The following is a 24,737-nucleotide window of genomic DNA, read 5'->3' as shown; positions in this document are numbered from 1 at the left end:
AGATATTCGATGCACCCCAATGTAACGAGACCGACACTGCGGACGGAGCGGTCACAGCGGTGGTATCCACGGAACTTGGACAAGTTGGGTTTGCGAGCGGGAAACGTAGACCCCACGGCCTTCCGGCATCGCCGACGCGCGGACAGTGCCGACGAGATTTCCCTCGTCACGGCTTCCGCTCATGATCAATCCGGCCGGCGCCATGTCGCGAATTCTCGCAATGACCGGCTCGTACAGTGCTCTGGCCGCACCACCGGAACGGCGGGCAATAACCAGGTGCAAACCGATGTCCTTGGAGTGCGGAATGTATTCGAGCAACGGCGCCACCGGATTTCCACTCGGTGTGGCCACAAGGTCGTAGTCGTCGATCAGTACGTAAATCTCCGGCCCACTCCACCACGACCGTTCCCGCAATTGCTGCTGCGTTGTTTCGGCGTTCGGCATTCTGGCAGCGACGATCCGAGCCAAGTCGACCATCAACTCACCGAAGGTCGTCGACGACGCCGAGTACCCGCCGAGGTGATTCCCTTCGACCACGCCCAGCAGGGAATGCCGATAGTCACCGATGATCAGCTTGGCCTGGGCCGGTGTGTTCGACGCGATGATCCCTTCGGCTATTCCACGCAAGAGAGATGTCTTCCCACACGCGGTGTCGCCGAATATCAACAGGTGCGGGTGTTCCCGGAAGTCCATGTACACCGGGGCGAGGTCGGTCTCACCGAGCCCGATCGGCACGGTGAGGCACCGACCGTCGGCCGCACTCGGTGAGGGCCACCGGGTCCCGACAGCTTCGAGAAGTTCTGCCCGCGAGTAGGAACCCGGGAGCATCCGCACGGTGGGTGCCGGACGCGAATTCGACATGGCTGCAATACGTTCGACCGTCGCCACCACAGCCGTACTCGAGTTCTCACTACCCGGTAGGCCGTCGATTCGAGGTAGTCCGGTGAGAAAGTGGAGTCCGTCGCGAGTGATGCCACGACCCGGTCGACCTTCCGGCACCAGGCCGGCTTTCCGGCGACCCGCATCCGAATCTCCCGGATCACCCAAACGAAGTTCGATGCGAGTACCCAGTTGATCCTTGAGTGCCGGCCGGATCTCGGCCCACCTCGACGTCGTGACGATCACGTGTACACCGAAGGACAAACCTTGACCGGCGAGCATGTTGATCTGGGGCTCGAGTGATTCGAAATCCGAACGAACGCTTGGCCAACCGTCGACGACGAGGAAGACGTCACCGTACGGGTCCTCTCGGAGTCCCGCAGCCTCACCTTCCCCGGCGGGATCAACTGTTCGCAATCTACGGAAATCGGCCATCGATTCGATGCCGAGGTCACGAAACAGTCGCTCCCGTTTGGCGACCACACCGAGTACCTCGGCAACTGTGCGCCGGACGCGGTCGGAATCCAAGCGGTTTGCCACCGATCCGACGTGCGGCAGATCTTTCAATCCGAGGAGCGTTCCACCGCCGAAGTCGAGGCAGTAGAACTGAATCTGTTCCGGCGTGTGCGTCATGCTCAGAGACAAGATCAACGTGCGCAACGCCGTCGACTTTCCCGACTGCGGGCCGCCGACAATCGCGAGGTTGCCAGTCGATCCGTTGAGATCGGCGACGAGTAGATCGCGGCGCTGATCGAACGGCCTGTCGACTATGCCGAAGGGTGCGCTCAGATTTCCGCGAGGTTGATCACCGGTCGCCCACCGCGGCAACAACTGGTCAAGCGTCGGAGATGACTCGAGCGGCGGGAGCCACACTTCATGCGCACGTGGACCGTGACCGCGCATGCGGTCTACGAGGACTCCCATGAGAGTACGTGCATCGTCACCGATTTCACCCATGTCGACGACGTCGGGCTCGACGGGAACGACAACGGCCTCTGGTCCGATCACGGGCTTCGCGGTAAACGGCAGCGGCGCCAGTTCGACGGGGGAATCGATCGAGAATCGAGTGGGCACGATCCGCTCGCCCTCGTACGGGCCTGACACGTACGCACCTTGGAAGCGAACGATCTCAGCAGAATCGGACTTCAGGTATCCCGCACCGGGTGTACCCGGAAGGTGATAAGCATCGGGAACGCCGAGGACGGAACGAGACTCGTTCGCCGAGAACGTTTTCAACCCGACGCGATACGAAAGATGGCTGTCGAGACCCCGAAGCTTTCCTTCGTCGAGTCGCTGACTGGCCAGCAGCAGGTGAATGTGAAGTGACCTGCCCAATCGCCCGATGGCCACGAACAATTCGGCAAATTCCGGCTGCTGACTGAGCAGTTCGGAAAACTCGTCGACAACCACGAAGAGTGCCGGTAACGGATCGAGTGCAGCGCCAGCCAGCCTCGCCTTCTCGTAATCGGACACGTTTGCGAAGTTTCCTGCCGCACGCAACAGTTCTTGTCGACGATTCATTTCGCCGGCGAGCGCGTCCTTCATACGATCGACCATCGCCAATTCCTCGGCAAGGTTGGTGATGATCGCAGCAACGTGCGGCGCCTCCTCGAGGCCGAGAAAGGTTGCACCACCTTTGAAGTCGATCAGGACGAGGTTCAGTGCGTCGGGAGAGTGGGTCGCGATCAGGCCGAGCACCAAGGTTCGCAGGAACTCCGACTTGCCAGAACCGGTGGCTCCGATACACAGCCCGTGCGGACCCATACCGTTCTCGGCCGACTCCTTCAGATCCAGTTCGACGGGGTTTCCGTCTTGTCCGACACCGATCGGCACGCGGAGTCGGTCGCGCCCCTGACGTGGAAGCCAGCCATGCTCAGGATTGAACCTCGCAACGTTTCCTATCCCCAACATCTGGCTCCACGTCCGAAGGGATCGGTCGTCGTCAGCTGCGTCGACGGCATTCTGCGATGCCGCACGGAACGGTGCGATGCGACGCCCGAACGCCTGCGCCAGGCTCGTCGTCGCAGCGTCGGGCCTCGCAAAGTTCTCAACTCCTGCGCTGCTCACCGCGCCGATCTGATCGCTACCGACGACCAGTCGCAACCCACGCGTCGCCACCAGCCGCGGGCAGAACCCGCAGAGGTCGAGGACGGTCACCGAGTCGAGCCCGGATTCGGACAACAGGCCGGTGTCACCTTCGAGTAAGCCACCGTCCACGACCAACACGAGATGCGGAACGCCCACACTGGCTGGAGTGTTGCGAGCGAATCGAGCACGCATCGAAAGCGGTTCCCCGAGGGAACTTTCGAATTCGAGATACGAACCGAACACCATGCGTGCAGTGCCGGTGCCGTCCTGAGACTGCGGGTGTTGCACGTGTGGGAGCCACTTGACCCACTCCCACTCGGATTCGGTATCGGGACCGCACACCACCGCAACTTGGAGCGTGTCCGGACCGTGGAATGTGCACAGCTGCATCAACATCGAGCGGACAAGCGCACGAGCGGAATCTCTCTGCCCCTCGATGGACATCGCAGCAAATCCGCGAAGCGAGACGGCGGTCGGCAGGTCCTGCACAACCGAATGTGCACGGACGAATCGCCGAAGTGAGACAGCAGCGACGGGTTCGAGATCCTCGACCGGCCCGGTCTCCGGAGACACGAGTCTGGTGGCCAATCGCTGTGTACCCAGACCTACCCGAACGTGGCAGTAGTCCGAGTCGGTGATCTGACGCTCCCACATCCGCACAGTCCCGGCCAGTGTCCAAAGCAGCGACGGCTCGGGATTGCTCCACTCGAGAGCAGCACGCTGCGCACCAGACGTCGCAGCAACATCACTACGCATCTGATCCAGGTACCGGAGGTAGTCCTTGCGGTCCTCGTTCGCTTCGGACGCTCTTGCTCCACCGCTACGACCGCCCCCGGCGAGCATTCCGAGCATCGACACCATCATCATGACCGGAAACAGCAGGGACATCGGATTGCGCGCCATGCCGGAAGAGAACATCAGCGCCACCATGCCGATCATGGCAACCACCATGATCACCGGAAGTAGTTTGGTCAGTAGATTTCCCGGCGTGACGCGAGGTATCTCCGGTGGGGGCTGAAGCGTCACCTCGCCGCCCGGTGTGCGCGGCGATTCAAGGCGTGCTCGACGCGCAAATCTGACAGTGCTCAATTCACCCACCCCCATCGGTGCTGCAGCTGTTGCCGCCAGGCGCCTCGTCCGACTACCGCCGGCCCCCCAAGGCGTACTCGCGCAATTGCAAGAGAGTAGATCACAACACCGACACTCGGGTCGGTGCCACCTGTTGTCGGCGCTGTCTTCGATACAGGCGCGCAGTTCATGTCGTATTGTTCGGGTGAACTGGGGTGACGCGAAGGGGGAATCGCGTCATGGGAGGGGACAGATCTTGACCAGCACCACTACAACCAGCGCTGCGAACACCGGAAACGGACGAGGCGCGAGTCATTCTGCCGAACTGTGCAGGTTGACGGTACTTTCAGCCCATTCGCAGGTGGATCTTGCGGTGCCGCTTCGTGTTCCACTCACCGTGGTCATTACGGGCATTGTGGACACAATTGTCAACCACAGCAATTTCAACGAGTTCGACCACACCACCGAACAATTCGAGCCCGTCGACTGGACTCTGTCGAAAGTCGGCAGGTCACCGCTGGCACCGACGCTGTCGCTGCACGAGCACGGAATCCGCGATGGAGAATTGCTCGTACTCGAGGCCTCGGACACCGCTGCCCCGCCCCCACTCTTCGACGACATCATGTACACCGTCGCGGCCACGGATGCGGACGTCTACCGACGCTGGACTCCGGTCACCGCGCGCATTGTCGGCTCGACCGCCGCCCTCGTCGCTGCGCTCGTCGCGGCCCTCGCCCTGGTCCTCGGCGACACGGGACTGATCGGCGCCGTCTGCGGCGGAGTGACGTCTTTGGTGCTCACAGTCGCCGCCGCCGTGGCGGCGCGGGTGTACGGAGACTCTGCAAGTTCCGTCACGCTCGGATGCGCTTCGGTGCCACTGGCGTTCATCTCCGGCGCACTCTGCGTGCCCGGCACTGTTCTTTCGGCTCATCTGCTTCTCGGTTCGGCATTTGCCGCTGCGGTAACTCTGATCTGCTTCCGCTTGTGCGGCGCCGGATTAGCTGTCTTCACCGCACTTCTCGTCGTCCTTCTCGCGGCGGTGGGCACCTTTGCCGTCACTACCACGCTTCCCGGGGCGCGCACCGCGACCGTCAGCGGCGCGGTGATTGCCGCCGCATTTATCGTTCTCACGTTCACCGCTCGACTGTCGATGTTGTTCGCGCGACTACCGCTTCCCCCTGTTCCGACGCCGAGTAATCCCCTCGACGACGACCGCGACGAACTGCCCGAACCCGAACTACCCGGGCTGACCGAGTTGGCCGAAAGGGCAGGGCGGGCGCGTAACTATCTGACCGGGCTGATCGTGGCCACGTCAGTGGTCGCGCTCGTCGCTGCCGTCGCACTCGCGTGGTCCTGGCCTGGTCAGGGGATCGTCTGGCCGAATCTTGCTCTCGCATTCGCGACGGCCGTCGTGCTGATGTTTCGCGGGCGCACCTACGCGGGCGCACAGCAGGCTGTGCCACTCATCGCGGCAGGCATCTCGGTGATTCTCGTTCTCCTGGGCGACATGGCATGGACCCATCGCGACCATGCATTGGTCATCTTCGCCATCACGATGACCGTTCTCCTCCTGGCACTGATTCTGGGAATCCTCGCCCCCCAGAACACATTCAGCCCCGTTATGCGACGCGCTGCCGAGCTGTTGGACCTCGCTGCGATTGCAGCAATCGTTCCGCTGATCTGCTGGGTCAGTGGCCTCTTCGCGCTCATGCGTAGCCTCTGAGCGATCGGTGATCGATGGTGATTCGACGTGCAACAAACATCTGCGCCAGTCTCGTGATCGTCGCCTTCAGCGTTCTCGCCGGGGCAGGTGGCGCATCGAGCGCGGTTCCCTCCCCCATCGATCCTGCAATGCTGCCGGAGGACGGTCCGCCCGCACCTCCACAACCCACCGAACAACGAACCCTGTGCGTCCCAGCCGTGGCAGGTGGTGACGATGCGGACATTCCACGTTCTCAACGAGATCTGGGATTCGATTCTGTGTGGCCGATCACCAGAGGGGCCGGACAGCGAATTGCCGTCATCGACACCGGTGTCAGCAGACATCCCCGGCTGCCATCGCTCGACGGCGGCGGTGATTACGTCGGTACCTCCGACGGCACCGACGATTGTGACGCACATGGAACAGTCGTGGCCGGTCTCATCGCCGCCCAGCAAGTCGAGGGTTCCGGATTCTCCGGAGCTGCGCCTGACGCACAGATAATTTCGATCAGGCAGTCCAGTGCCGCCTTCTCGGTGGCCGGCCAACGCGAAGACCCTGCTGCAGCCGAGAACTCATCCGGGTACGGAAACGTCGACACCATGGCATCGGCCGTCCGTCACGCTGCGGACATGGGTGCAAGCGTCATCAACATCTCCGAAGTCGCCTGCAAGCCTGCCGGGGACGGGATCAACGACCAACGACTCGGCGCTGCAATCGAATACGCCACGATCGCGAAGAACGTCGTAGTCGTCGCAGCTGCAGGTAACGTCGGATCCGGAGGTTGCAAGAACCAGAATCCGCCGCCGGATCCCGTCGACCCCTTAGCCGATCCATGGAACTCGGTTGCGACGATTGCCAGTCCGGCTTGGTACGACGACTATGTCCTCACGGTCGGGTCGGTAGACCCCAATGGCGCCGCCAGTTCCTTCAGCCTCGGCGGTCCGTGGGTCGACGTGGCGGCGCCCGGCACCGGAATCACCTCACTTCACCCGACGTCGCCCGGTCTGACCAACGGGGTGTACGGCTCCGACGGCGCCGTACAGTCGTTCAACGGGACCAGTTTCGCTGCGCCCTTTGTCGCGGCAACCGCCGCACTGGTCCGGTCGGTTCACCCGGAACTGACTGCGCCTCAGGTCATGCAACGTATCGAAGCCACCGCCCACGCTCCGGCGCAGGGTTGGAATCCCTACGTCGGTCACGGCGTCATCGATCCACTTGCGGCAGTGACGGGCGAATTGGCCCCAGGAGAACGCGTCAAGGTCAACCATCAGTCGGTGTCGATCGATCCCCTACCCACGCCGCCGACCCCCGACAACCGATCTCGCGACACGGCACTCGTCGGAGCCGGAACGGTCGGCACCCTCGCCCTACTGACGCTGTTGGCATCGATGCCTCTTCGTCGAGTAATTCGTCGGCATCTTCCCGAACGCCAGAACATCGATCCCTGAACCGTCAGCAGTGTTCAGTTCACCGGAGCGGCCGGCGCTGTATCGGGGGCGATTCCGTCGTGAGCTATCAGTGCATTGCTCTTCTCGAGCGCGGGACCTGATGCAAGCAGGTCGAGAATCTGCCAAGGCGCGCGATCAGGCGTTCGCGTCAATCCGAGCGCGCGAGCGGAGGTTTCGTCCGGTACGCCGTACTTCACACCGGTATCGGCTACGTAGAACACTCCGTCGTGCCTGGTGCTGTTCGTCTCGATTCCGGTCGCTTGAACAAATCCGCCGAATCCCTGTTCGACATGGACGTTGTCGAGATTGTCACCCGATCCGTCCGCCTGCGCCAAGGACACCAACTTGCCACCCTCCGGGATCGGAACCTGCAATCCAGCGACAAGTTTCAGCGTTGCAGAACTACTTTCGCCGCCCTCGACTGCAGGTGCGGGAGCCCATTCCAGACAGCCGACAGGTGCGCCGTGATCATCGACGATCTCCGGAACCACCCGCGGCAACAAGTCGACGGCCAGCTCACTCACCGAGGGAATACGACTGATGGCATCAGGGGTGACGCTCGCGATCCCGGTGGCGCCCTGCGAATCCGAAAAGTAGATCAGTTGGGCGAGCGCCGCACCGATCTTCTGGATCCCGTTCTCGAGTACCACGTAGTACTGCGGGTCCGCACCCACCGAAACCTGGACGACGGAGCCGACAGTCTTGTTCTGCAGAGGAAACCGGGGCGCCGATCCCAGTTGGCGGATTCGCGGAGCCTCGATGCGCGGAACTTCGGGAATCGAATTGAGGAATCCGATACTGATCGGCCGCGCCTGTGCTCCTTCCAGGCCCAAAGCCCGCATGATCGCCGGATCGTCCACATCGATTTCCGCTCGCTTCCCGTCGTACACGAGAAAGTGATCGGAACCCGACTTCACCAGGAATGCACGGTCATTCGTCAGATATGTCGTGTTTTCGCCGACATTGGACGAGCCGACCAGGACCGAAGTCGTCAACGATTTTCTCCCGTCGGATCCGACGGAATCGCACACCGTCCACGCGGCGTTGGTAGGGTCGGCCGATTCCGGCAGCGCGGACGGTGCGCCGGGAATGCCGACGAGCGCGCCCCGGGGTTTCGCCTCGACCTCGGATGCCTTGACTATTGCCGGTTTTCCTGGCGAACCCAGAATCAGTCGTGCGGAGGCCAAGTTCAGCACAGGGCGAAACGTACCCTCCATGGCGACGAACATCGCGCCCGATTCCTTTGCAACGACGATCTCTGCATCGCCGATTCTGTCCTGTGGCCGAAACAGAGCGAGTACAGCGCAACCCGCCAATCCCAGTGCAGCGAGGACTATTCCGACGGTGAACGCGCGCGACTGTGATCGCATCGGATCGTGAAGCATCCGCACGTCTCGTCTGACCAGCGCATGTTCCATCCGCCTGACCAAGAATCGGTACCCGTTGACCTGCCAGCGCGTGGTAGGTGTCGCAGCCATCATTCCCCCCGTGCCTTACATCCCCTTGCGAAGACACAGTACAGTTCCGCTGGGGCGGAAATTTTCGGGTAGTTCGCAGGTCAGGTATCGGGGAGGAACCGTGGACCGATCGCGGTTGAAGCATTGGCCGTCGTCACACAGGATTTCGACGCGCGAGTTCGTGCCGGCACAGATTTTCGGAATCGGTGCGGGCGGAATCGCGATGGCCAGTGGGCTCGATTGGTTCTGGGCGCTGGCAATCGGTTGTGTGGTTGCCGGATCAATGCTGCTTCATGTGGGCGGTTGGTCGGTAATGTCCTGGATTGTCAGGTACTTTCGCTATCTGCACCGCAAGGACGTCGACCGCAGCACGATCGTCAGTTTTCACACTCCCTCCGAGCAGTCCATCGGGCTCCGAGTGGACGGATCTTCGCTCGTCGCTGTCGTCGAGATCGCTCCCCCACGCGACTACCTGACCAGGATCGGCCGTCATTCGTTCGACGCTTCCCACCTTCTGCCCACGGCAGCCCTCGCCAATTGTCTCTATCAGCACGACATCTCACTCACCGGCATCGACATCGTCAGTCACGGATACCGCGCCGCGTCGGGAACGCCTGCCACCGAAGTCTACGAACGTCTCATCGGACCACTACCAGCCACCGCCACCAGAAGTGTTTGGCTTGCACTACGTTTCGACGCGCTGGAGGGTGGTGCAGCAGTCGAACGCCGGGGCGGGGGCGAACAGGGCGCCGGCCGCGCGATAGCTGTTGCCGCCAATCGTGTCATCCGGGTGCTCGATTCAGCGGGGTGCAAGGCGCGGATCCTGACCGCACCGGAGATCGCGTCGTCCACTGCCCAGGTGAAAAGAGGAGTGGCCGGCCACGAGGTCACCGAAACGTGGCGAAGTACCCCCTTGCCTGGCGTGTCCAACGTCGGATTTGGGATCGAACCCCGTTTCATCACCACTGCGACCCTGACCCGAGTGTGGGCAGTGGCAACGGTCGGGACGTCCGTGACAATTCGGTTACGACCCACCGGACAACGCGGAGAGGCGAAGGTCAGTGCGACATGTCGCTTCACCACGCGCAATCCACCTGAGAACGCACCGCTGGCCGGTTTGGTCTCGCTACGTGGGCGCCAGCGCGACGGATTGCTGACCAACTTGCCAACCGCATTGGCCGCGCTGGACGGCATCACGCCGGGCGTTCGCATGGACGGGGGCACACTCGACTCACTCGCTCTACCCCTTGCCGGGTGCGGCCAACTCATCGGCTCGGACCGAAACGGGCACGGTGTCGCGGCCAGAATTTCGGGGCCGGGCGTCAACACCGTTCTTGTCGCCGGCGAACTCTATCTGGCTCAGCAGTTGATCTTTCGAGCCATCGCGACCGGCGCACTGGTACTCGTCCACACCGATCGACCGCAAGCGTGGACCGCGCTCACCGACTCGATGGGAGTGCCTGACCGACTCCGCGTGTCCGGGCAGGGCGGTGGGCCTGAGGGCGCCTTCAACACTGTCGTGTTCGACGGCGTCGAGGGGTTATCTCCGCGTGCCGGCGTGACCGCAATCTATGTGTACGGACATCCACGCCAATGGCCTCGGGTCGACCCTGAAATCTCGATAGTCCAGCCATTCGCACTCGGTGACAAGATCACGGTCGAAACCGGCCGTACACGCGTCGACCTGACTCTCGTGACCATCGCTTCCGAGACATCGTTCATCGGCCGTCCACGAGCCGGCGACGCTCACCAGATGGCGTGATCGCGTATGTCCAAGATCAGCCGGGATAGGGATCACTTGCACGTTGCATCCGCAATCCGCTTCCCCACCAATCCAATTCACGAATCATCTTCTCGCTTGCATCGATCGCAATCGAATCCACGCCGTACGGCTCGTGTCCGAATTGCTTACGCACCCGGTGAATGGTCACGCTTTGACGCACCGAGACCATGTGCAACTCCGCCACCACTTGCCTCAGTTGCTCGACGGCCCGAACACCACCTGAAATCCCGCCGTAGGACACGAATCCGATCGGCTTGGCACGCCACTCGTGTTTCACCGAATCGAATGCGGTCTTGAGAGCAGCCGGATACCCGTGGTTGTATTCGGAGGTCACGGCGACAACAGCGTCGGCGCGCCCGATTCGCCGGCGGAAAACCTCCGTGGCAGGTGAATCCGAGAAATCCTGGGGCAACGACAGCTCTCTGAGGTCGATCACCGATACGTTCCACGACGGGTTCGCGGTTGCGCGCTCGACAAACCAGTCCGCCACTGCTCGTCCCATTCGCCCCTCGCGGACCGAACCTACGATGACTTCGACGTTCAAAGGTGCCATGAACGTCGATGCTAGCGACTGATCACGCAGTGATCCCGTCCGTGATGAGTGCTGCCAGTTCCCGATAAGCGCTGGCATCGTCCAGACCAGTTGCCCGGTAGACCGCGCGTTGCTGGATCCGAACCATCGTCGCCGCAGCGGCATCGGCGACAAATGATGCGTGTACCTGCCGGAATGCGCCCGAATCGACCCCCTCGACGATGAGCGATCGCACACGATCAGCAGCGATCGACGTGTTCTTCTCGTAGACCTGGCTCGCCGACACCGATTCGGCCAGGTCTTCCATGAACTGACTGGACGCCGCGGACAGCCGATCACCCACTGCTTCGAGATACACCGCGACTCGACGAGTCGGGGCCGTTTCGGCGGCGACTGCACTCTCCACTGCATCGGTCGCCGCCCGGAAGAAGTGCACTGTCACCGCCCGCACCAGATCCTCTTTGCCGGCCGCCACGGTGTACAAGGTGCTCTTGGAGCAGTGCAGACGAGCTGAGATCTCGTCGAGCGTGAGGTGGGCGAAACCCTCGCTCAAGAACAGTTCGACCAATTGATCGAACAACTCTGCCCTGCGCGCAGTCGTCTTGTGAACCAGCCTTGCCATACCTACAACAGTACTGCAGTATCGTTCTCAGTACTATTACCTAGCTAGGAGCCGACCGTGCCCGTCGAACGCCTGATGCCCAGCCAAGAAGCTCGCGATCTCATCGAACTGACGCGTGATGTCGCGGACAAGGTACTCGCGCCCAAGGTCAACGAATACGAGAAGGCCGAGAAGTATCCAGACGGAGTGTTCCCCGCACTCGGACAGGCGGGTCTGCTGAGCCTTCCGTATCCCGAGGAGTTCGGCGGCGGCGATCAGCCGTACGAGGTGTACCTCCAAGTGCTCGAAGAGATCGCCTCACGCTGGGCAGCGGTTGCAGTGGCGGTGAGCGTGCACAGCCTGTCGTGCTTCCCGCTGTTCACCTTCGGCACCGACGAACAGAAGAACCGCTGGCTACCGGACATGCTGGGCGGCAACACCATCGGCGCGTACAGCCTTTCCGAAGCGCAGGCCGGATCCGACGCCGCCGCGTTGTCGTGCAAGGCGACGCCCACCGACGGTGGCTACCGCGTCAACGGTTCGAAAGCCTGGATCACCAACGGCGGCAAGGCGGACTTCTACAACCTCTTCGCACGCACCAGTGACGACGGTTCACGCGGCGTCTCCTGCCTCCTGGTGGACAAGGACACCGAAGGCCTCAGCTTCGGAAAACCCGAAGAGAAGATGGGGCTACGCGCGGTCCCCACTGCCTCCGCGAACTACGACGACGCCTTCATTCCTGAGGAGCGATTGATCGGTCAGCGCGGCCAGGGGCTGCCGATTGCCTTCAGCGCTCTCGACTCCGGCCGACTCGGAATCGCTGCCGTTGCCGTCGGAATCGCTCAAGGCGCGCTCGACGACGCGGTCGCTTACGCGAAGGAGCGCAAGGCATTCGGCAAGCGGATCATCGATCACCAGGGACTCGGTTTCGTGCTCGCGGACATGGCTGCCGCAGTCGACTCCGCGCGAGCCACCTACCTCGATGCAGCCCGCCGCCGCGACGCCGGAGTTCCGTATTCACGCAACGCGAGCGTCGCCAAGCTCGTGGCCACCGACGCGGCAATGAAGGTCACCACCGACGCCGTTCAGGTATTCGGCGGGTACGGATACACCCAGGACTTCCCCGTCGAGCGCTACATGCGCGAGGCCAAGATCACGCAGATCTTCGAGGGCACCAACCAGATTCAGCGATTGGTCATCGCGCGCCAACTGGCGGGATAGCCCCCCCGATACGAATGCCCTCCCACACAGAATGGGAGGGCATTTTGCATGGTGAAGTTCAGTCGCCGCAGCATCCACCCGAAGACGGAATCTCGCGGGTCTCACGGGTAATCGCGTTGCGGGCAGCCAGTTCCGAGTAGTCGGGGTAGTCCACGCGGACCAACGAAAGTCCGTGCGCCGGCGCAACGAGGATGGAACTGGACCGCGAAGTTTCGTCGAGCAAACCTGCCACCCAGTCGGCGGTGCGCCGTCCCTCACCGACGGAGAGGACTGCGCCGACAAGACTGCGAACCATCGACCAGCAGAACGCATCGGCATTCACGTACGCCGTGAACACCGTGCCCTCTTGGCTCCAGTCGAAACGCTGCAGCTCCCGCACCGTCGTGGCGCCTTCTCGACGCTTGCAGAATGCCGCGAAGTTGTGCAGACCCAGCAGCCGATTCGACGCTTCCTGCATCGCTCCGAGATCGAGTGGTTTGGGATACGAGACGGTGTCGCGTGCGCGTAGTGGCTCCACTCCGAACGCCGCGTTGGTCACCCGGTACTCGTAATAACGTCGCATCGCGGAGAAGCGCGCATCGAAGTCACCCGGAACCACCGATATCTGTTTGACCCGAACGTCCTTGGGCAGAAATCGTGCAAGTCTGCGCACGAGTCGCGACGGATCGTCCGGGAGCAACTCTCCCGGAACGTCGACGTGCGCTACCTGACCGGTGGCGTGGACACCGGCGTCGGTTCGACCGGCAACGGTCAACTGAACCGGGCGTCGAAGCACCGTTCCCAACTTGTCTTCGATCTCACCGCACACGGTGCGCAGATCGGTCTGGCGGGCCCAACCCGAGAAGTCGGTGCCGTCGTAGGAGATGTCGAGCCGCAATCGAACGAGCCCGCCGTCCCCGATGGGGGCGGCGGGCTCGTTCGATTCAGCATGTGCCGAAACCAAGGGAGACTAGTCCTTCTTGGCCTCTTCGGCCTCGGGAGCGTCGGCCGCAGTTGCGGTCTCGTTCTCGATGGCCTCGACGACTGCGTCAGCGTTCTCGACCTCAGCCTCGGTCGCGTCGGCCTCTACGGCCTCGACGACGTTCTCTGCGGCGGGAGCTTCCTGCGAGGACTTGACGCGACGAGCGCGGTCAGCCTCGGAGGTGACGGTCTTTTCCTTGACGAGCTCGATGATTGCCATCGGAGCGTTATCACCCTTGCGGGGGATCGTCTTGATGATGCGGGTGTATCCACCGTTACGGTCCGCGTAGAACGGGCCGATCTCGGCGAACAGGGTGTGAACGACATCCTTGTTGCGGATGACCTTCAGCACCTCACGACGGTGAGCCAGCGTGCCGGCCTTTGCGTGCGTGACGAGCTTCTCGGCGTAGGGGCGCAGTGCCTTGGCCTTGGACTCGGTGGTGGTGATGCGACCGTGCTCGAAGAGCGCGGTAGCCAGATTGGCGAAAATCGCCTTCTGGTGGGAAGCCGACCCGCCGAAGCGGGCACCCTTCTTGGGCTTGGGCATGATGATCTCCTAGTAAAGGACCTGAGCTGCTACAGCTGTTCGGTCTCGGCGTAGTCCTCGGTACCTTCGGCATCGCCGAAGGAACCGGCATCAGTGTCACTCCACGTTCCGGTGGCGGCGTCGTAGCCGGCAACGGTGGTGGGATCGAAGGATGCGGGGCTGTCCTTGAGGGACAGGCCGAGCGAATGCAGCTTGACCTTGACCTCGTCGATGGACTTCTGTCCGAAGTTGCGGATGTCGAGCAGATCGGACTCGGTACGGCCGACAAGCTCACCGACGGTGTGAACACCTTCGCGCTTGAGGCAGTTGTAGGAGCGGACCGTGAGGTCCAGATCCTCGATGGGGAGTCCGAAGGAAGCGATGTGATCGGCCTCGGCAGGCGAGGGTCCGATCTCGATTCCTTCTGCTTCGACGTTCAGCTCACGGGCCAGGCCGAAGAGCTCAACCAGGGTCTTGCCCGCCGAAGCGAGCGCGTCCCGTGCGGTGATGGAGTTCTTCGTTTCCACGTCGAGAACGAGCCGATCGAAGTCGGTGCGCTGTTCGACGCGAGTGGCCTCCACCTTGTAGGTGACCTTGAGCACCGGCGAGTAGATCGAGTCGACCGGGATACGGCCGATCTCTGCGCCGGACGCCTTGTTCTGAACGGCGGGGACATAGCCGCGACCGCGCTCGACTACGAGCTCGATCTCCAGCTTTCCCTTGTCGTTCAGGGTGGCGATGTGCAGATCAGGGTTGTTCACGGTGACGCCTGCCGGGGGCACGATGTCGCCTGCAGTAACAGCGCCGGGGCCCTGCTTGCGGACGTACATGGTGACCGGCTCGTCCTCTTCGGAGTTCACGACGAGGCCCTTGAGGTTCAGGATGATGTCGGTGACATCTTCCTTCACGCCCGGGACGGTGGTGAACTCGTGGAGAACGCCGTCGATACGGATGCTGGTGACAGCAGCGCCGGGGATCGACGAGAGCAGCGTGCGGCGCAGCGAATTGCCGAGCGTGTACCCGAAACCTGGCTCCAGGGGCTCGATGACGAACTTCGAGCGGTTATCAGCGATGACCTCTTCGGTCAGCGTGGGTCGCTGAGAAATGAGCATTGGTATTTCCTCCTGTACGGACGTCCACTATTTGACGCCCACGATGGGAAAGGGCCTGCGGCCCTGTGAGTGGTTGAGGAGTCCGGAGACTCCTCAACCACTCACGGGGTGCGAAGCGCCTTACTTCGAGTAGTACTCGACGATGAGCTGTTCCTGCAGAGCAATGTCGATCTGCGCGCGCTCGGGAAGCTGGTGAACCAGGATCCGCAGACGCGAGCCGACAACCTGCAGCCACCCGGGAACCGGGCGATCGCCGACGGTCTCACGCGCAACCTGGAACGGAAGCGTGGAGAGCGACTTCTCCTTGACATCGATGATGTCGTACTGCGAGACGCGGTAGCTCGGGATGTCGACCTTCTTGTTGTTCACGAGAAGGTGACCGTGCGTGACCAGCTGACGTGCCTGACGGCGCGTGCGAGCGAGGCCTGCGCGGTACACGACGTTGTCGAGACGCGACTCGAGGATGCGAAGCAGGTTCTCGCCGGTCTTGCCGGGGCGGTTGTTCGCCTCCTTGTAGTACAGGCGGAACTGCTTCTCCATGACGCCGTAGGTGAAGCGAGCCTTCTGCTTCTCCTGCAGCTGGAGCAGGTACTCGCTCTCCTTGATACGCGCGCGGCCGTGCTGTCCGGGCGGGTACGGGCGACGCTCGAATGCCTGGTCGCCTCCAACGAGGTCGACGCGCAGACGACGCGACTTGCGGGTGATGGGTCCGGTATAACGTGCCATTTTCTTCTACCTATCCTTCCCGCTATACCCGACGCCGCTTGGGCGGACGGCAGCCGTTGTGCGGCTGGGGGGTTACATCGGAAATGGTGCCGACCTCGAGGCCAGCGGCCTGGAGGGAACGGATTGCGGTCTCGCGACCGGATCCCGGTCCCTTGACGAAGACGTCAACCTTCTTGACACCGTGCTCCTGCGCCTTACGGGCAGCGCTCTCAGCAGCAAGCTGAGCGGCGAAGGGAGTCGACTTACGCGAACCCTTGAAGCCGACGTGTCCCGAAGACGCCCAGGAAATGACATTTCCGGCGGGGTCCGTGATGGACACGATGGTGTTGTTGAAGGTGCTCTTGATGTGAGCGGCGCCGTGCGGGATGTTCTTCTTATCCCTGCGACGCGTCTTCTGGGTCTTCTTCGGACCGGTGCTACGTGACTTCGGGGGCATTACTTCGCCTTCTTCTTGCCGGCAATGGTGCGCTTCGGACCCTTACGGGTACGGGCGTTGGTCTTGGTGCGCTGACCACGCACGGGCAGACCACGACGGTGGCGCAGGCCCTGGTAGCAGCCGATCTCGATCTTGCGACGGATGTCGGCCTGAACCTCGCGGCGAAGGTCACCCTCGACCTTGAGCGACTCCTCGATGTACTCGCGGAGCTTTGCCAGGTCCTCGTCCGAGAGGTCCTTGCTCCGGAGATCCGGGCTGACGCCGGTGGCGTCAAGGATTTCCTTGGAGCGGGTACGGCCGATGCCGTAGATGTATGTCAGTGCGATCTCCATGCGCTTTTCGCGAGGAAGATCAACACCAGAGAGACGTGCCATGGTGGCATTTCCTTATCGGTGTGCGGAGGTCTGCTCCCAGCCCTTCCCCTGTGCCTCTTGCCGAGTACCGACGCCCGAAGGCGCAGATGATCTCATCAACTAACTCAGTGGGGCCCCGGCCTCCGTGCCGGGGGTGAACCATTGTCCGACCTTGGCGATCGGTGAACGATCGCGTGGGGTCTCGTCAACAATGGCTGGTACTGGGAGGTCTTCTTTGCTTGTTGCCAAGCAGATCTTCGAAAAGCTAGATCTAGCCCTGACGCTGCTTGTGACGCAGGTTCTCGCAGATCACCATGACTCGACCGTTACGGCGAATCACTTTGCACTTCTCGCAGATCTTCTTGACGCTCGGCTGAACCTTCACGTCTTCTGATCTCCTGTTTTGTCGCAGCCCGCCGCGATGAACCGCGGCAGACATACTTCTCCCTGACCCAGGTCAGGTCCGGGAAGTTCGTTACTTGTAGCGGTAAACGATGCGTCCGCGCGACAAATCGTAGGGCGAGAGCTCTACGACAACGCGATCTTCCGGGAGGATGCGAATGTAGTGCTGACGCATCTTTCCGCTGATGTGGGCGAGGACCTTGTGGCCATTCTCGAGCTCAATGCGGAACATCGCATTGGGCAGCGGCTCGACTACTCGTCCTTCGACCTCGATGGCCCCGTCTTTCTTAGCCATATCCTCCGCGATCCGTTTGGTTTGGCATGCTTCGTGCATCGGCTTCCGTTACATTGGCACGCAATGGAAAGATCGTCGGCAGTTCGAAAGCCCGATCCCGGAGCGATCCGGGCGTAGGCACACGAACTATCGACGCGCATAGCGCACCGCCTAGCCATGTTACGCGATGTAAACGACCAGGCCAAATGCGCCTCCGGTCAGGGTGACGACGCACACCGCTCCCCCATCGAAAAAGTCCCAGCCTCGAAATGAGGCTGGGACTTCTCGAACATGAATCATGCTCGCTGCCAACACTTGTCAGCGACTGTGTCGACTACTCCGGCCGGAGTGTCAGAATCCGCGGACCGTCTTCGGTCACTGCGACAGTGTGTTCCCAGTGCGCCGCACGGGACCCGTCGGTCGTCACAACGGTCCAGTCGTCGTCGAGAATCACCGTGTCGGTGGTGCCGAGCGTGAGCATCGGCTCAATCGCCAGGCACGATCCGACAACCAGTTCAGGACCCTTACCCGGGGCACCTTCATTGGCGAGGAACGGATCCATGTGCATTTCCCGGCCGATTCCGTGTCCGCCGTATCCGTCGACGATGCCGTAGGAACGACCGTGCAACTTCTCGGCGGCATGAGTGCCGACCTCGATCGCGTGCGAAACATCCGTCAGACGGTTGCCGGCGATCATTGCCGCGATCCCGGCTTCCATAGAAAGCCGAGTGGCTTCGCTGAGCTCCTGATCGGCGACGCTGATCTCACCGACACCGAACGTCCAAGCGGAGTCACCGTGCCATCCGTCGAGGATCGCGCCACAGTCGATGGAAACCAGGTCGCCTTCAGCCAGGATGTCCTGAGCTGAAGGGATTCCGTGAACGACGCGATCGTTGACCGAAGAGCAGATCGAGCCGGTGAAGCCGTGGTACCCGAGGAACGAGGGCACGGCGCCGGCGTCACGAATGACGGATTCAGCGACCGCGTTCAATTCCAAAGTGCTGACACCGGGCTTCGCCGCAGCGCGAACCGCCACCAGAGCCGAACCCACGATCGCGCCGGCAGCAGCCATCGCGTCGAGTTCGCCCGCGGAGCGGAACGGAACAACCTTGCGTTTGCGCCCGAAGACCATTACTTACCCAACGCTGCCAGTGCGCGAGCGTTGACCTCTTCGACCTCGCCGATCGCGTCGACGGAGACGATGCTGTCCTTGTAGTAATCGAACAGCGGTGACGTCTCGTCGCGGTAGACCCGGAGTCGGTTGCGAATGACGTCCTCGGTGTCGTCGGCACGACCGCGGGCGAGCATACGCTCGACCACGATGTCCTCGTCGACGACGAAGGAGAGGACACCGTCGAGCTTGGTGTCGAGATCCTTCAAGATTCCCTCGAGTGCCTGAGCCTGTTCGACCGAGCGCGGAAATCCGTCGAGAAGGAAACCGTTTGCTGCGTCCGGTTCTGCGACGCGAGCCTTCACCATGTCGTTGGTGATCGAGCTCGGTACGAGTTCGCCGGCGTCGATGTACTTCTTTGCTTCCACACCGAGAGCGGTGGCCTGACCGATGTTCGCGCGGAAGAGATCACCCGTGGAGATATGGGGAACGCCGAACTTCTCGGACAAGATAGCGGCCTGGGTGCCCTTGCCGGCACCGGGAGGACCAAGGAGGACAAGTCTCACTTGAGGAACCCTTCATAGTTACGCTGCATTAGCTGACTCTCGATCTGCTTCACGGTGTCCAGGCCGACGCTGACCATGATCAGCACCGCGGTGCCACCGAACGGCAGGTTCTGCGCGCCGCCGCCGTTCCCGATGTCGAGGAACAGGTTGGGCAGAACAGCAATGGTGCCGAGGTAAATCGCACCCGGAAGGGTGATGCGACTCAGCACGTAGTTGAGGTAGTCCGCGGTCGGCTGACCGGGTCGGATACCGGGGATGAAGCCGCCGAACTTCTTCATCTCGTCGGCGCGCTCTTCGGGATTGAAGGTGATGGCGACGTAGAAGTACGTGAAGAAGACGATCAGGCCGAAGTAGATCGCGATGTACACCGGGTTGGCCGGATTCACCAGGTAGGTGTTGATGAGGCGCTGCCACCAACTGGGGTCGACCGCTGTACTGGCCGAAGTCAGCTGTGCAATCAAGTTCGGGAGGTACAGCAGTGAAGACGCGAAGATCACCGGGATGACGCCGGCCTGGTTCACCTTCAGAGGCAGGTACGTCGAGGAACCGCCGTACATCTTGCGTCCGACCATCCGCTTCGCGTACTGCACCGGGATACGACGCTGACCCTGCTCGACGAAGACGACACCGGCGATGATCAGCAGCGCTGCGAGGCAGACGAAGGCGAAGACCAGCGGACCACGGCTGTCGAGGATTGCCTTGCCCTCGCTCGGGATACGCGATGCGATACCGGCGAAGATGAGGAGGGACATACCGTTGCCGACGCCACGTTCGGTGATGACCTCGCCGAACCACATGACCATGGCAGCACCGGCAGTCATGACCAGCACGATGATGACAAGACCGAAGATCGACTTGTCGGCGATGATGTCGTCACAGCCCTGGAGCAACTGTCCGCGTGCCGCAAGAGCGACGATGCCGGTCGACTGCAGGATTGCCAGAGCAATGGACAGGTAACGCGTGTACTGCGTCATCTTGGCCTGGCCGGACTGGCCTTCTTTCCGAAGTTCCTCGAACTTCGGAATCACCACGGTCAGCAGCTGCACGATGATGCTCGCCGTGATGTACGGCATGATGCCGATCGCAAAGATCGACATCTGCAGTAGAGCGCCGCCGGAGAACAGGTTGATCAGCGAGTAGATACCTGCTGAGTCACCGGAGTTGGCGATATCGATGCACTGACGCACACGGCCGTAGTCGACACCTGGGGACGGGATGAGAGCGCCGACCCGATACAGAGCCACCAAGCCGAGGGTGAAGAGGATCTTCCGCCTCAGGTCTGGGGTCCTGAGGGCCGAGACGAAGGCGGAAAGCAAAGATCCTCCTGGCACGACGGTAGGGAGACAGATCGTTTTGACCTGTCGAACTTTTGAACTCTAACAGTGAGCATTTGGGAACTAGGCGGGCAGACCACGAAAACCGGGTAAGCCGAAGATACATTTGCCACTCGGTGACCAGAATACTGGCCCGTCCGAGCATGCACGACCAGTCTGTGACAAGACCTCGTACCTGTGACACGACCTCGTAGACGCCGATGGCCGCACCGCAGCAAACGCTGCGCTGCGGCCATCGGACTAGCTACGCGTGATCACTCACAGCTCGGTGGCGGAACCACCGGCAGCAGCAATCTTTTCCTTGGCGGAACCGGTGAACTTGTCGACGGTCACCTGAACGGCAACTGTCAGTTCGCCGTCGCCCAGAACCTTGACGAGCTGGTTCTTGCGGACTGCGCCCTTGGCGACGAGATCCTCGACCGTGATTGCTCCACCTTCGGGGAACAGACGGGCGATGTCGCCGACATTGACGACCTGGTACTCGACGCGGAACGGGTTCGTGAAGCCCTTGAGCTTGGGCAGACGCATGTGAAGCGGCATCTGTCCACCCTCGAAGCCCACGCGCACGGTGTTACGTGCCTTGGTGCCCTTGGTACCGCGACCTGCGGTCTTACCACGCTTGCCGCCCTCACCGCGTCCAACACGAATCTTGTTGGACTTGGATCCCGGAGCGGGGCGCAGGTGGTGCAGTTTGATGGTCATGGTTAGACCTCCTCAACTGTTACGAGGTGGCGCACCACGTTGATCAGACCGCGGTTCTGTGCGTTGTCCTCACGAACAACGGTCTGACGGATGCCCTTGAGACCCAGCGTGCGCAGAGAATCCTTCTGGTTCTGCTTGGTCCCGATGATGCTCTTGATCTGAGTGACCTTGAGATCTGCCATTACTTCACACTCCCAGCAGCCTGTGCGCGAGCGCGAAGCATGCCGGCGGGTGCAACCTCTTCGAGGGTGAGGCCGCGGCGAGCCGCAACTTCCTCGGGACGCTGCAGACCCTTGAGCGCAGCAACGGTCGCATGCACGACGTTGATGGCGTTGTCGCTACCGAGCGACTTCGACAGGATGTCCGCGATACCAGCGCACTCCAGCACGGCGCGCACAGCGCCACCGGCGATAACACCGGTACCGGGGCTTGCCGGGCGAAGCATGACGATGCCGGCAGCAGCCTCACCCTGAACGGGGTGAGTGATGGTGTTGGCGATCATCGGGACGCGGAAGAAGCTCTTGCGAGCCTCCTCGACACCCTTCTGGATGGCCGCGGGAACTTCCTTGGCCTTTCCGTAGCCGACGCCGACCAGTCCGTTGCCGTCTCCGACGATCACCAGAGCGGTGAAGCTGAAGCGACGACCACCCTTGACGACCTTGGAAACGCGGTTGATCGTGACAACGCGCTCGATGAACTGTGACTTCTCCGCAGCGTTTCCGCCACGGCCACCGTCGCGACGGTCACGGCCGCCACCACGGTTGTCCCCACGAGCGTTGCTGTTGTCACCGCTGTTGGGGCCATTCTGTCCGGCGGGTCCGCTTCCGCCGTCACGCCTTTGACGTCCCGGCATCAGGCTGTCCTTCCGTTGAAAATGTTGGTCATCAGAACTTCAACCCGCCTTCGCGAGCCGCGTCTGCCAGGGCCGCGATGCGACCGTGGTAGCCGTGTCCGCCGTGGTCGAAGACAACTGCTTCCACGCCGGCAGCCTTGGCGCGCTCGGCGATCAGCTGACCGACCTTCGCGCTCGCAGCCTTCTTGTCGCCTTCTGCCACGCGCACGTCTGCTTCGATGGTCGACGCGGAGGCCAGGGTGTGGCCGGCCAGGTCGTCCACGAGCTGGACGTGGATGTGGCGCGAGGACCGGTTGACGACCAAGCGGGGACGCTCGGGCGTGCCGGAGACCTTCTTGCGGAGACGGAAGTGACGACGCGTCTTCGAGAGACGACGCTTGGTGGACGCATCCTTGCCCAGCGGAATCCGCTTGGCTTTCTGGTTTGCAGTCTGGCTCATATCACTTACCCGTCTTTCCGACCTTGCGGCGGATCTGCTCACCCTCGTAACGCACGCCCTTACCCTTGTACGGGTCCGGACGACGGAGACGACGGATGTTGGCCGAGATCTGCCCGACCTTCTGCTTGTCGATGCCGGACACCGAGAACCGGGTGGGCGACTCGACGACGAAGGTGATGCCTTCAGGAGCCTCGATCGGCACCGGGTGGCTGAAGCCGAGCGCGAACTCGAGGTCCTTGCCCTTCAGTGCCACACGGTAACCAACACCGTGGATCTCCATCTTCTTCGTGTAACCCTCGGTGACACCGGTGATGATGTTCGCAACCAGGGTCCGCGACAGACCGTGCAGCGCGCGGCTACGACGCTCGTCGTCGGGGCGCGTGACGCTCAGCGAGCCGTCCTCTGCCTTTTCGATTGCGATGGGCTCGGAGATGGTCAGCGCGAGGGTGCCCTTGGGACCCTTGACGGTGACATCCTGGCCGCTGATCGTGACGTCAACGCCCGCGGGGACGGTGACCGGAATCTTTCCAATACGCGACATTGTGGTGGCCTCCCTTACCAGACGTAGGCGAGGACTTCCCCGCCTACTCCTTGATTGGCCGCCTGGCGATCGGTGAGCAGACCGGACGACGTGGAGATGATGGCCACGCCGAGGCCTCCGAGGACCTTGGGCAGGTTGGTGGACTTCGCGTAAACCCGGAGACCGGGCTTGGAAACGCGACGCACGCCGGCGAGGCTACGCTCGCGGCTGGGACCGTACTTCAGATCGACGATGAGGGTCTTGCCGACCTCTGCGTCTTCGGTACGGAAATCGGAGATGTAGCCCTCGCGCTTGAGGATCTCGGCGATGTTCGCCTTGATCTTCGAGTGGGGAAGCTTCACCTCATCGTGGTACGCCGTGTTGGCGTTGCGCAGACGCGTCAAGAAGTCTGCGATGGGGTCAGTCATGGTCATAGGTCGACCTCGACACCTTTCTCGCTGTGGTTCCCATGCAACACCGGACGAATCCGATCGTGGGCCTCCAGCAATTCGGCTGGGCCGTCCGACTTGTGTCAGACGGCGTAAGTTACCGCACCGAGCTGAACGCATGCGTCAGCCACGGCAACCGCTCTAGTGTAGGGAACTTTGGCGCAGGTGTCCACCGGGATGCCATGTCACCTCCCCCACCGCCACCCGAAGGTCGCTGATCGGGACGGTATCGACGCACCCCGAAATCTGAACTGCTCGTTCGGCACAGAAGAACGACACCGACGAACGATGATCGCTTTCAACCAGAGTCGCAGCGGGACAGTTCTTTTCAGGATCGGCTCGACACGCATCTTGATGGAAACCACGAATGGGCGTGGGTTCCAAAGGAACCCACGCCCATTCACATGCGTGGTGTGACGAAGCCCGAGGGCCTCAGATCACCAAGAGCTCTTGCGAACTCCGGGAAGCTCGCCGGCGTGAGCCATCTCGCGAACGCAGATACGGCACAAGCCGAACTTGCGGAACACCGAGTGCGGGCGACCGCACCGCTGGCAGCGGGTGTAGGCGCGAACCGCGAACTTGGGCTTCTTGTTGGCCTTGTTGACCAATGCCTTCTTAGCCATGCGCTCAGTTCTCCTTGAACGGGAAGCCGAGGTGCTTGAGCAGTGCACGGCCTTCTTCGTTGTTGGTTGCGGTGGTCACGACGGTGATGTCCATGCCGCGGGGGCGATCGATCTTGTCCACGTCGATCTCGTGGAACATCGACTGCTCGTTGAGGCCGAACGTGTAGTTGCCGTTGCCGTCGAACTGGTTGCCCGAGAGACCACGGAAGTCGCGGATACGGGGCAGAGCGACAGACACGAGGCGGTCCAGGAACTCCCACATGCGGTCGCCACGGAGGGTGACGCGTGCGCCGATGGGCATACCTTCGCGGAGCTTGAACTGCGCGATGGACTTACGTGCCTTGCGGATCTCGGGCTTCTGGCCCGTGATCAGCGACAGGTCATGGACAGCGCCGTTGATCAGCTTGGCGTCACGGGCGGCGTCGCCGACGCCCATGTTGACGACAACCTTGACGACGCCGGGGATCTGCATGACGTTCGAGTAGTCGAACTCGCTGTTGAGCGCGTCCTTGATCTCAGCGCGGTAGCGTGCCTTGAGGCGCGGCTGGACCTTGTTTTCGGTGGAGGTCATG

General features: G+C 62.0%; 27 protein-coding genes. 4 read left to right on the top strand and 23 right to left on the bottom strand.

Annotation, left to right across the window (positions count from 1 at the left end):
• Nucleotides 1–51: 51 nt before the first annotated feature.
• On the bottom strand, nt 52–4,056 hold the full coding sequence (gene eccCa, locus GN300_RS20370; RefSeq protein WP_063316762.1) for a type VII secretion protein EccCa: 4,005 nt from the start codon (nt 4,054–4,056) through the stop codon (nt 52–54).
• A 235-nt stretch (nt 4,057–4,291) separates the two neighbouring features.
• Here eccCa and eccD point away from each other — a divergent pair, with 235 nt between their 5' ends.
• On the top strand, nt 4,292–5,758 hold the full coding sequence (eccD, locus tag GN300_RS20365) for a type VII secretion integral membrane protein EccD (protein ID WP_063316764.1): 1,467 nt from the start codon (nt 4,292–4,294) through the stop codon (nt 5,756–5,758).
• A gap of 14 nt (nt 5,759–5,772) precedes the next feature.
• Nucleotides 5,773–7,185, top strand: a complete 1,413-nt coding sequence (mycP, locus tag GN300_RS20360) for a type VII secretion-associated serine protease mycosin (protein WP_063316703.1) — start codon at nt 5,773–5,775, stop codon at nt 7,183–7,185.
• Nucleotides 7,186–7,199: 14 nt separating this feature from the next.
• On the opposite strand, the gene eccB is transcribed toward mycP, so the two are convergent.
• Nucleotides 7,200–8,666: a type VII secretion protein EccB gene (gene eccB, locus GN300_RS20355; protein ID WP_082845801.1), complete on the bottom strand. Its 1,467-nt coding sequence runs from the start codon at nt 8,664–8,666 to the stop codon at nt 7,200–7,202.
• Between the two features lie 97 nt (nt 8,667–8,763).
• On the opposite strand from eccB, the gene eccE reads away from it, so the two are divergent.
• Nucleotides 8,764–10,404 carry a type VII secretion protein EccE gene (gene eccE, locus GN300_RS20350; RefSeq protein ID WP_063316704.1) on the top strand — a complete coding sequence of 547 codons (1,641 nt, stop codon included), beginning with the start codon at nt 8,764–8,766 and terminating at the stop codon, nt 10,402–10,404.
• Between the two features lie 16 nt (nt 10,405–10,420).
• Here eccE and GN300_RS20345 read toward each other — a convergent pair whose 3' ends face one another.
• Both GN300_RS20345 and GN300_RS20340 read right to left on the bottom strand, forming a co-directional pair.
• Entirely contained in the window at nt 10,421–10,978 is a 558-nt protein-coding gene (locus GN300_RS20345; protein ID WP_003940967.1) for an NADPH-dependent FMN reductase, read from the bottom strand.
• 22 nt (nt 10,979–11,000) lie between these two features.
• Complete coding sequence (locus GN300_RS20340; RefSeq protein ID WP_003940885.1) at nt 11,001–11,579, bottom strand: TetR/AcrR family transcriptional regulator; 579 nt, start codon at nt 11,577–11,579, stop codon at nt 11,001–11,003.
• A 57-nt stretch (nt 11,580–11,636) separates the two neighbouring features.
• Between GN300_RS20340 and GN300_RS20335 the strand changes: the two genes are divergently transcribed.
• Nucleotides 11,637–12,779 carry an acyl-CoA dehydrogenase family protein gene (locus GN300_RS20335; protein WP_007728582.1) on the top strand — a complete coding sequence of 381 codons (1,143 nt, stop codon included), beginning with the start codon at nt 11,637–11,639 and terminating at the stop codon, nt 12,777–12,779.
• Nucleotides 12,780–12,837: 58 nt separating this feature from the next.
• Here the strand turns inward: GN300_RS20335 and truA are convergent, their stop codons facing one another.
• The 19 genes from truA to rplE form a co-directional block, all read right to left on the bottom strand.
• Nucleotides 12,838–13,722 (bottom strand): tRNA pseudouridine(38-40) synthase TruA, encoded by an 885-nt coding sequence (gene truA / locus GN300_RS20330; RefSeq protein ID WP_063316705.1) that lies wholly within the window; start codon nt 13,720–13,722, stop codon nt 12,838–12,840.
• A 6-nt stretch (nt 13,723–13,728) separates the two neighbouring features.
• Nucleotides 13,729–14,286, bottom strand: a complete 558-nt coding sequence (gene rplQ, locus GN300_RS20325) for a 50S ribosomal protein L17 (protein ID WP_003940748.1) — start codon at nt 14,284–14,286, stop codon at nt 13,729–13,731.
• Nucleotides 14,287–14,315: 29 nt separating this feature from the next.
• Entirely contained in the window at nt 14,316–15,377 is a 1,062-nt protein-coding gene (locus GN300_RS20320) for a DNA-directed RNA polymerase subunit alpha (protein WP_003941016.1), read from the bottom strand.
• 120 nt (nt 15,378–15,497) lie between these two features.
• Complete coding sequence (rpsD, locus tag GN300_RS20315) at nt 15,498–16,103, bottom strand: 30S ribosomal protein S4 (protein ID WP_003940769.1); 606 nt, start codon at nt 16,101–16,103, stop codon at nt 15,498–15,500.
• Between the two features lie 22 nt (nt 16,104–16,125).
• Complete coding sequence (gene rpsK / locus GN300_RS20310; RefSeq protein ID WP_003940683.1) at nt 16,126–16,539, bottom strand: 30S ribosomal protein S11; 414 nt, start codon at nt 16,537–16,539, stop codon at nt 16,126–16,128.
• Nucleotides 16,539–16,913, bottom strand: a complete 375-nt coding sequence (gene rpsM / locus GN300_RS20305; RefSeq protein WP_003940834.1) for a 30S ribosomal protein S13 — start codon at nt 16,911–16,913, stop codon at nt 16,539–16,541. The genes rpsK and rpsM overlap by 1 nt, the downstream gene beginning before the upstream one ends.
• Before the next feature lie 250 nt (nt 16,914–17,163).
• Nucleotides 17,164–17,277: a 50S ribosomal protein L36 gene (gene rpmJ, locus GN300_RS20300; RefSeq protein ID WP_003938068.1), complete on the bottom strand. Its 114-nt coding sequence runs from the start codon at nt 17,275–17,277 to the stop codon at nt 17,164–17,166.
• 90 nt (nt 17,278–17,367) lie between these two features.
• Nucleotides 17,368–17,589 carry a translation initiation factor IF-1 gene (gene infA, locus GN300_RS20295; RefSeq protein ID WP_003418601.1) on the bottom strand — a complete coding sequence of 74 codons (222 nt, stop codon included), beginning with the start codon at nt 17,587–17,589 and terminating at the stop codon, nt 17,368–17,370.
• A 313-nt stretch (nt 17,590–17,902) separates the two neighbouring features.
• Complete coding sequence (gene map, locus GN300_RS20290; protein ID WP_003940806.1) at nt 17,903–18,700, bottom strand: type I methionyl aminopeptidase; 798 nt, start codon at nt 18,698–18,700, stop codon at nt 17,903–17,905.
• Nucleotides 18,700–19,245: an adenylate kinase gene (locus GN300_RS20285; protein ID WP_003940868.1), complete on the bottom strand. Its 546-nt coding sequence runs from the start codon at nt 19,243–19,245 to the stop codon at nt 18,700–18,702. Before GN300_RS20285 ends, map begins: the two co-directional genes overlap by 1 nt.
• Nucleotides 19,242–20,561 (bottom strand): preprotein translocase subunit SecY, encoded by a 1,320-nt coding sequence (secY, locus tag GN300_RS20280; RefSeq protein ID WP_003940773.1) that lies wholly within the window; start codon nt 20,559–20,561, stop codon nt 19,242–19,244. The genes GN300_RS20285 and secY overlap by 4 nt, the downstream gene beginning before the upstream one ends.
• Nucleotides 20,562–20,837: 276 nt before the next feature.
• On the bottom strand, nt 20,838–21,281 hold the full coding sequence (rplO, locus tag GN300_RS20275; protein ID WP_003940829.1) for a 50S ribosomal protein L15: 444 nt from the start codon (nt 21,279–21,281) through the stop codon (nt 20,838–20,840).
• Nucleotides 21,282–21,283: 2 nt separating this feature from the next.
• On the bottom strand, nt 21,284–21,463 hold the full coding sequence (gene rpmD, locus GN300_RS20270) for a 50S ribosomal protein L30 (protein WP_003940751.1): 180 nt from the start codon (nt 21,461–21,463) through the stop codon (nt 21,284–21,286).
• Nucleotides 21,463–22,134 carry a 30S ribosomal protein S5 gene (gene rpsE, locus GN300_RS20265; RefSeq protein ID WP_003940718.1) on the bottom strand — a complete coding sequence of 224 codons (672 nt, stop codon included), beginning with the start codon at nt 22,132–22,134 and terminating at the stop codon, nt 21,463–21,465. Before rpsE ends, rpmD begins: the two co-directional genes overlap by 1 nt.
• Nucleotides 22,135–22,165: 31 nt before the next feature.
• Nucleotides 22,166–22,573 (bottom strand): 50S ribosomal protein L18, encoded by a 408-nt coding sequence (rplR, locus tag GN300_RS20260; protein ID WP_003940996.1) that lies wholly within the window; start codon nt 22,571–22,573, stop codon nt 22,166–22,168.
• A gap of 1 nt (nt 22,574) precedes the next feature.
• Nucleotides 22,575–23,114: a 50S ribosomal protein L6 gene (rplF, locus tag GN300_RS20255; RefSeq protein ID WP_003940970.1), complete on the bottom strand. Its 540-nt coding sequence runs from the start codon at nt 23,112–23,114 to the stop codon at nt 22,575–22,577.
• Between the two features lie 14 nt (nt 23,115–23,128).
• Nucleotides 23,129–23,527, bottom strand: coding sequence for a 30S ribosomal protein S8 (rpsH, locus tag GN300_RS20250; RefSeq protein WP_003940873.1), 399 nt, complete (start codon nt 23,525–23,527; stop codon nt 23,129–23,131).
• A 452-nt stretch (nt 23,528–23,979) separates the two neighbouring features.
• A complete protein-coding gene (locus GN300_RS20245) occupies nt 23,980–24,165 on the bottom strand; it encodes a type Z 30S ribosomal protein S14 (protein ID WP_003940698.1) in 186 nt (61 codons plus the stop codon).
• 4 nt (nt 24,166–24,169) lie between these two features.
• Nucleotides 24,170–24,736: a 50S ribosomal protein L5 gene (gene rplE / locus GN300_RS20240; RefSeq protein ID WP_003940924.1), complete on the bottom strand. Its 567-nt coding sequence runs from the start codon at nt 24,734–24,736 to the stop codon at nt 24,170–24,172.
• Nucleotide 24,737 lies beyond the last annotated feature (1 nt).

Source organism: Rhodococcus sp. Ni2 (assembly GCF_021352185.1).
GTDB classification, from domain to species: Bacteria; Actinomycetota; Actinomycetes; order Mycobacteriales; family Mycobacteriaceae; genus Rhodococcus_F; species Rhodococcus_F qingshengii.
This window is presented reverse-complemented; position numbering and strand designations above follow the sequence as displayed.

Coding starts and splice junctions, on each gene's coding strand:
- mycP (WP_063316703.1), top strand. CDS start 5,773: ATGGTGATTCGACGTGCAACAAACATCTGCGCCAGTCTCGTGATCGTC.
- eccB (WP_082845801.1), bottom strand. CDS start 8,666: ATGATGGCTGCGACACCTACCACGCGCTGGCAGGTCAACGGGTACCGA.
- GN300_RS20345 (WP_003940967.1), bottom strand. CDS start 10,978: ATGGCACCTTTGAACGTCGAAGTCATCGTAGGTTCGGTCCGCGAGGGG.
- GN300_RS20340 (WP_003940885.1), bottom strand. CDS start 11,579: ATGGCAAGGCTGGTTCACAAGACGACTGCGCGCAGGGCAGAGTTGTTC.
- rplQ (WP_003940748.1), bottom strand. CDS start 14,286: ATGCCCAAGCCCAAGAAGGGTGCCCGCTTCGGCGGGTCGGCTTCCCAC.
- GN300_RS20320 (WP_003941016.1), bottom strand. CDS start 15,377: ATGCTCATTTCTCAGCGACCCACGCTGACCGAAGAGGTCATCGCTGAT.
- rpsD (WP_003940769.1), bottom strand. CDS start 16,103: ATGGCACGTTATACCGGACCCATCACCCGCAAGTCGCGTCGTCTGCGC.
- rpsK (WP_003940683.1), bottom strand. CDS start 16,539: ATGCCCCCGAAGTCACGTAGCACCGGTCCGAAGAAGACCCAGAAGACG.
- rpsM (WP_003940834.1), bottom strand. CDS start 16,913: ATGGCACGTCTCTCTGGTGTTGATCTTCCTCGCGAAAAGCGCATGGAG.
- infA (WP_003418601.1), bottom strand. CDS start 17,589: ATGGCTAAGAAAGACGGGGCCATCGAGGTCGAAGGACGAGTAGTCGAG.
- map (WP_003940806.1), bottom strand. CDS start 18,700: ATGGTCTTCGGGCGCAAACGCAAGGTTGTTCCGTTCCGCTCCGCGGGC.
- rplO (WP_003940829.1), bottom strand. CDS start 21,281: ATGACCATCAAACTGCACCACCTGCGCCCCGCTCCGGGATCCAAGTCC.
- rpmD (WP_003940751.1), bottom strand. CDS start 21,463: ATGGCAGATCTCAAGGTCACTCAGATCAAGAGCATCATCGGGACCAAG.
- rpsE (WP_003940718.1), bottom strand. CDS start 22,134: ATGCCGGGACGTCAAAGGCGTGACGGCGGAAGCGGACCCGCCGGACAG.
- rplR (WP_003940996.1), bottom strand. CDS start 22,573: ATGAGCCAGACTGCAAACCAGAAAGCCAAGCGGATTCCGCTGGGCAAG.
- rplF (WP_003940970.1), bottom strand. CDS start 23,114: ATGTCGCGTATTGGAAAGATTCCGGTCACCGTCCCCGCGGGCGTTGAC.
- rpsH (WP_003940873.1), bottom strand. CDS start 23,527: ATGACCATGACTGACCCCATCGCAGACTTCTTGACGCGTCTGCGCAAC.
- GN300_RS20245 (WP_003940698.1), bottom strand. CDS start 24,165: ATGGCTAAGAAGGCATTGGTCAACAAGGCCAACAAGAAGCCCAAGTTC.
- rplE (WP_003940924.1), bottom strand. CDS start 24,736: ATGACCTCCACCGAAAACAAGGTCCAGCCGCGCCTCAAGGCACGCTAC.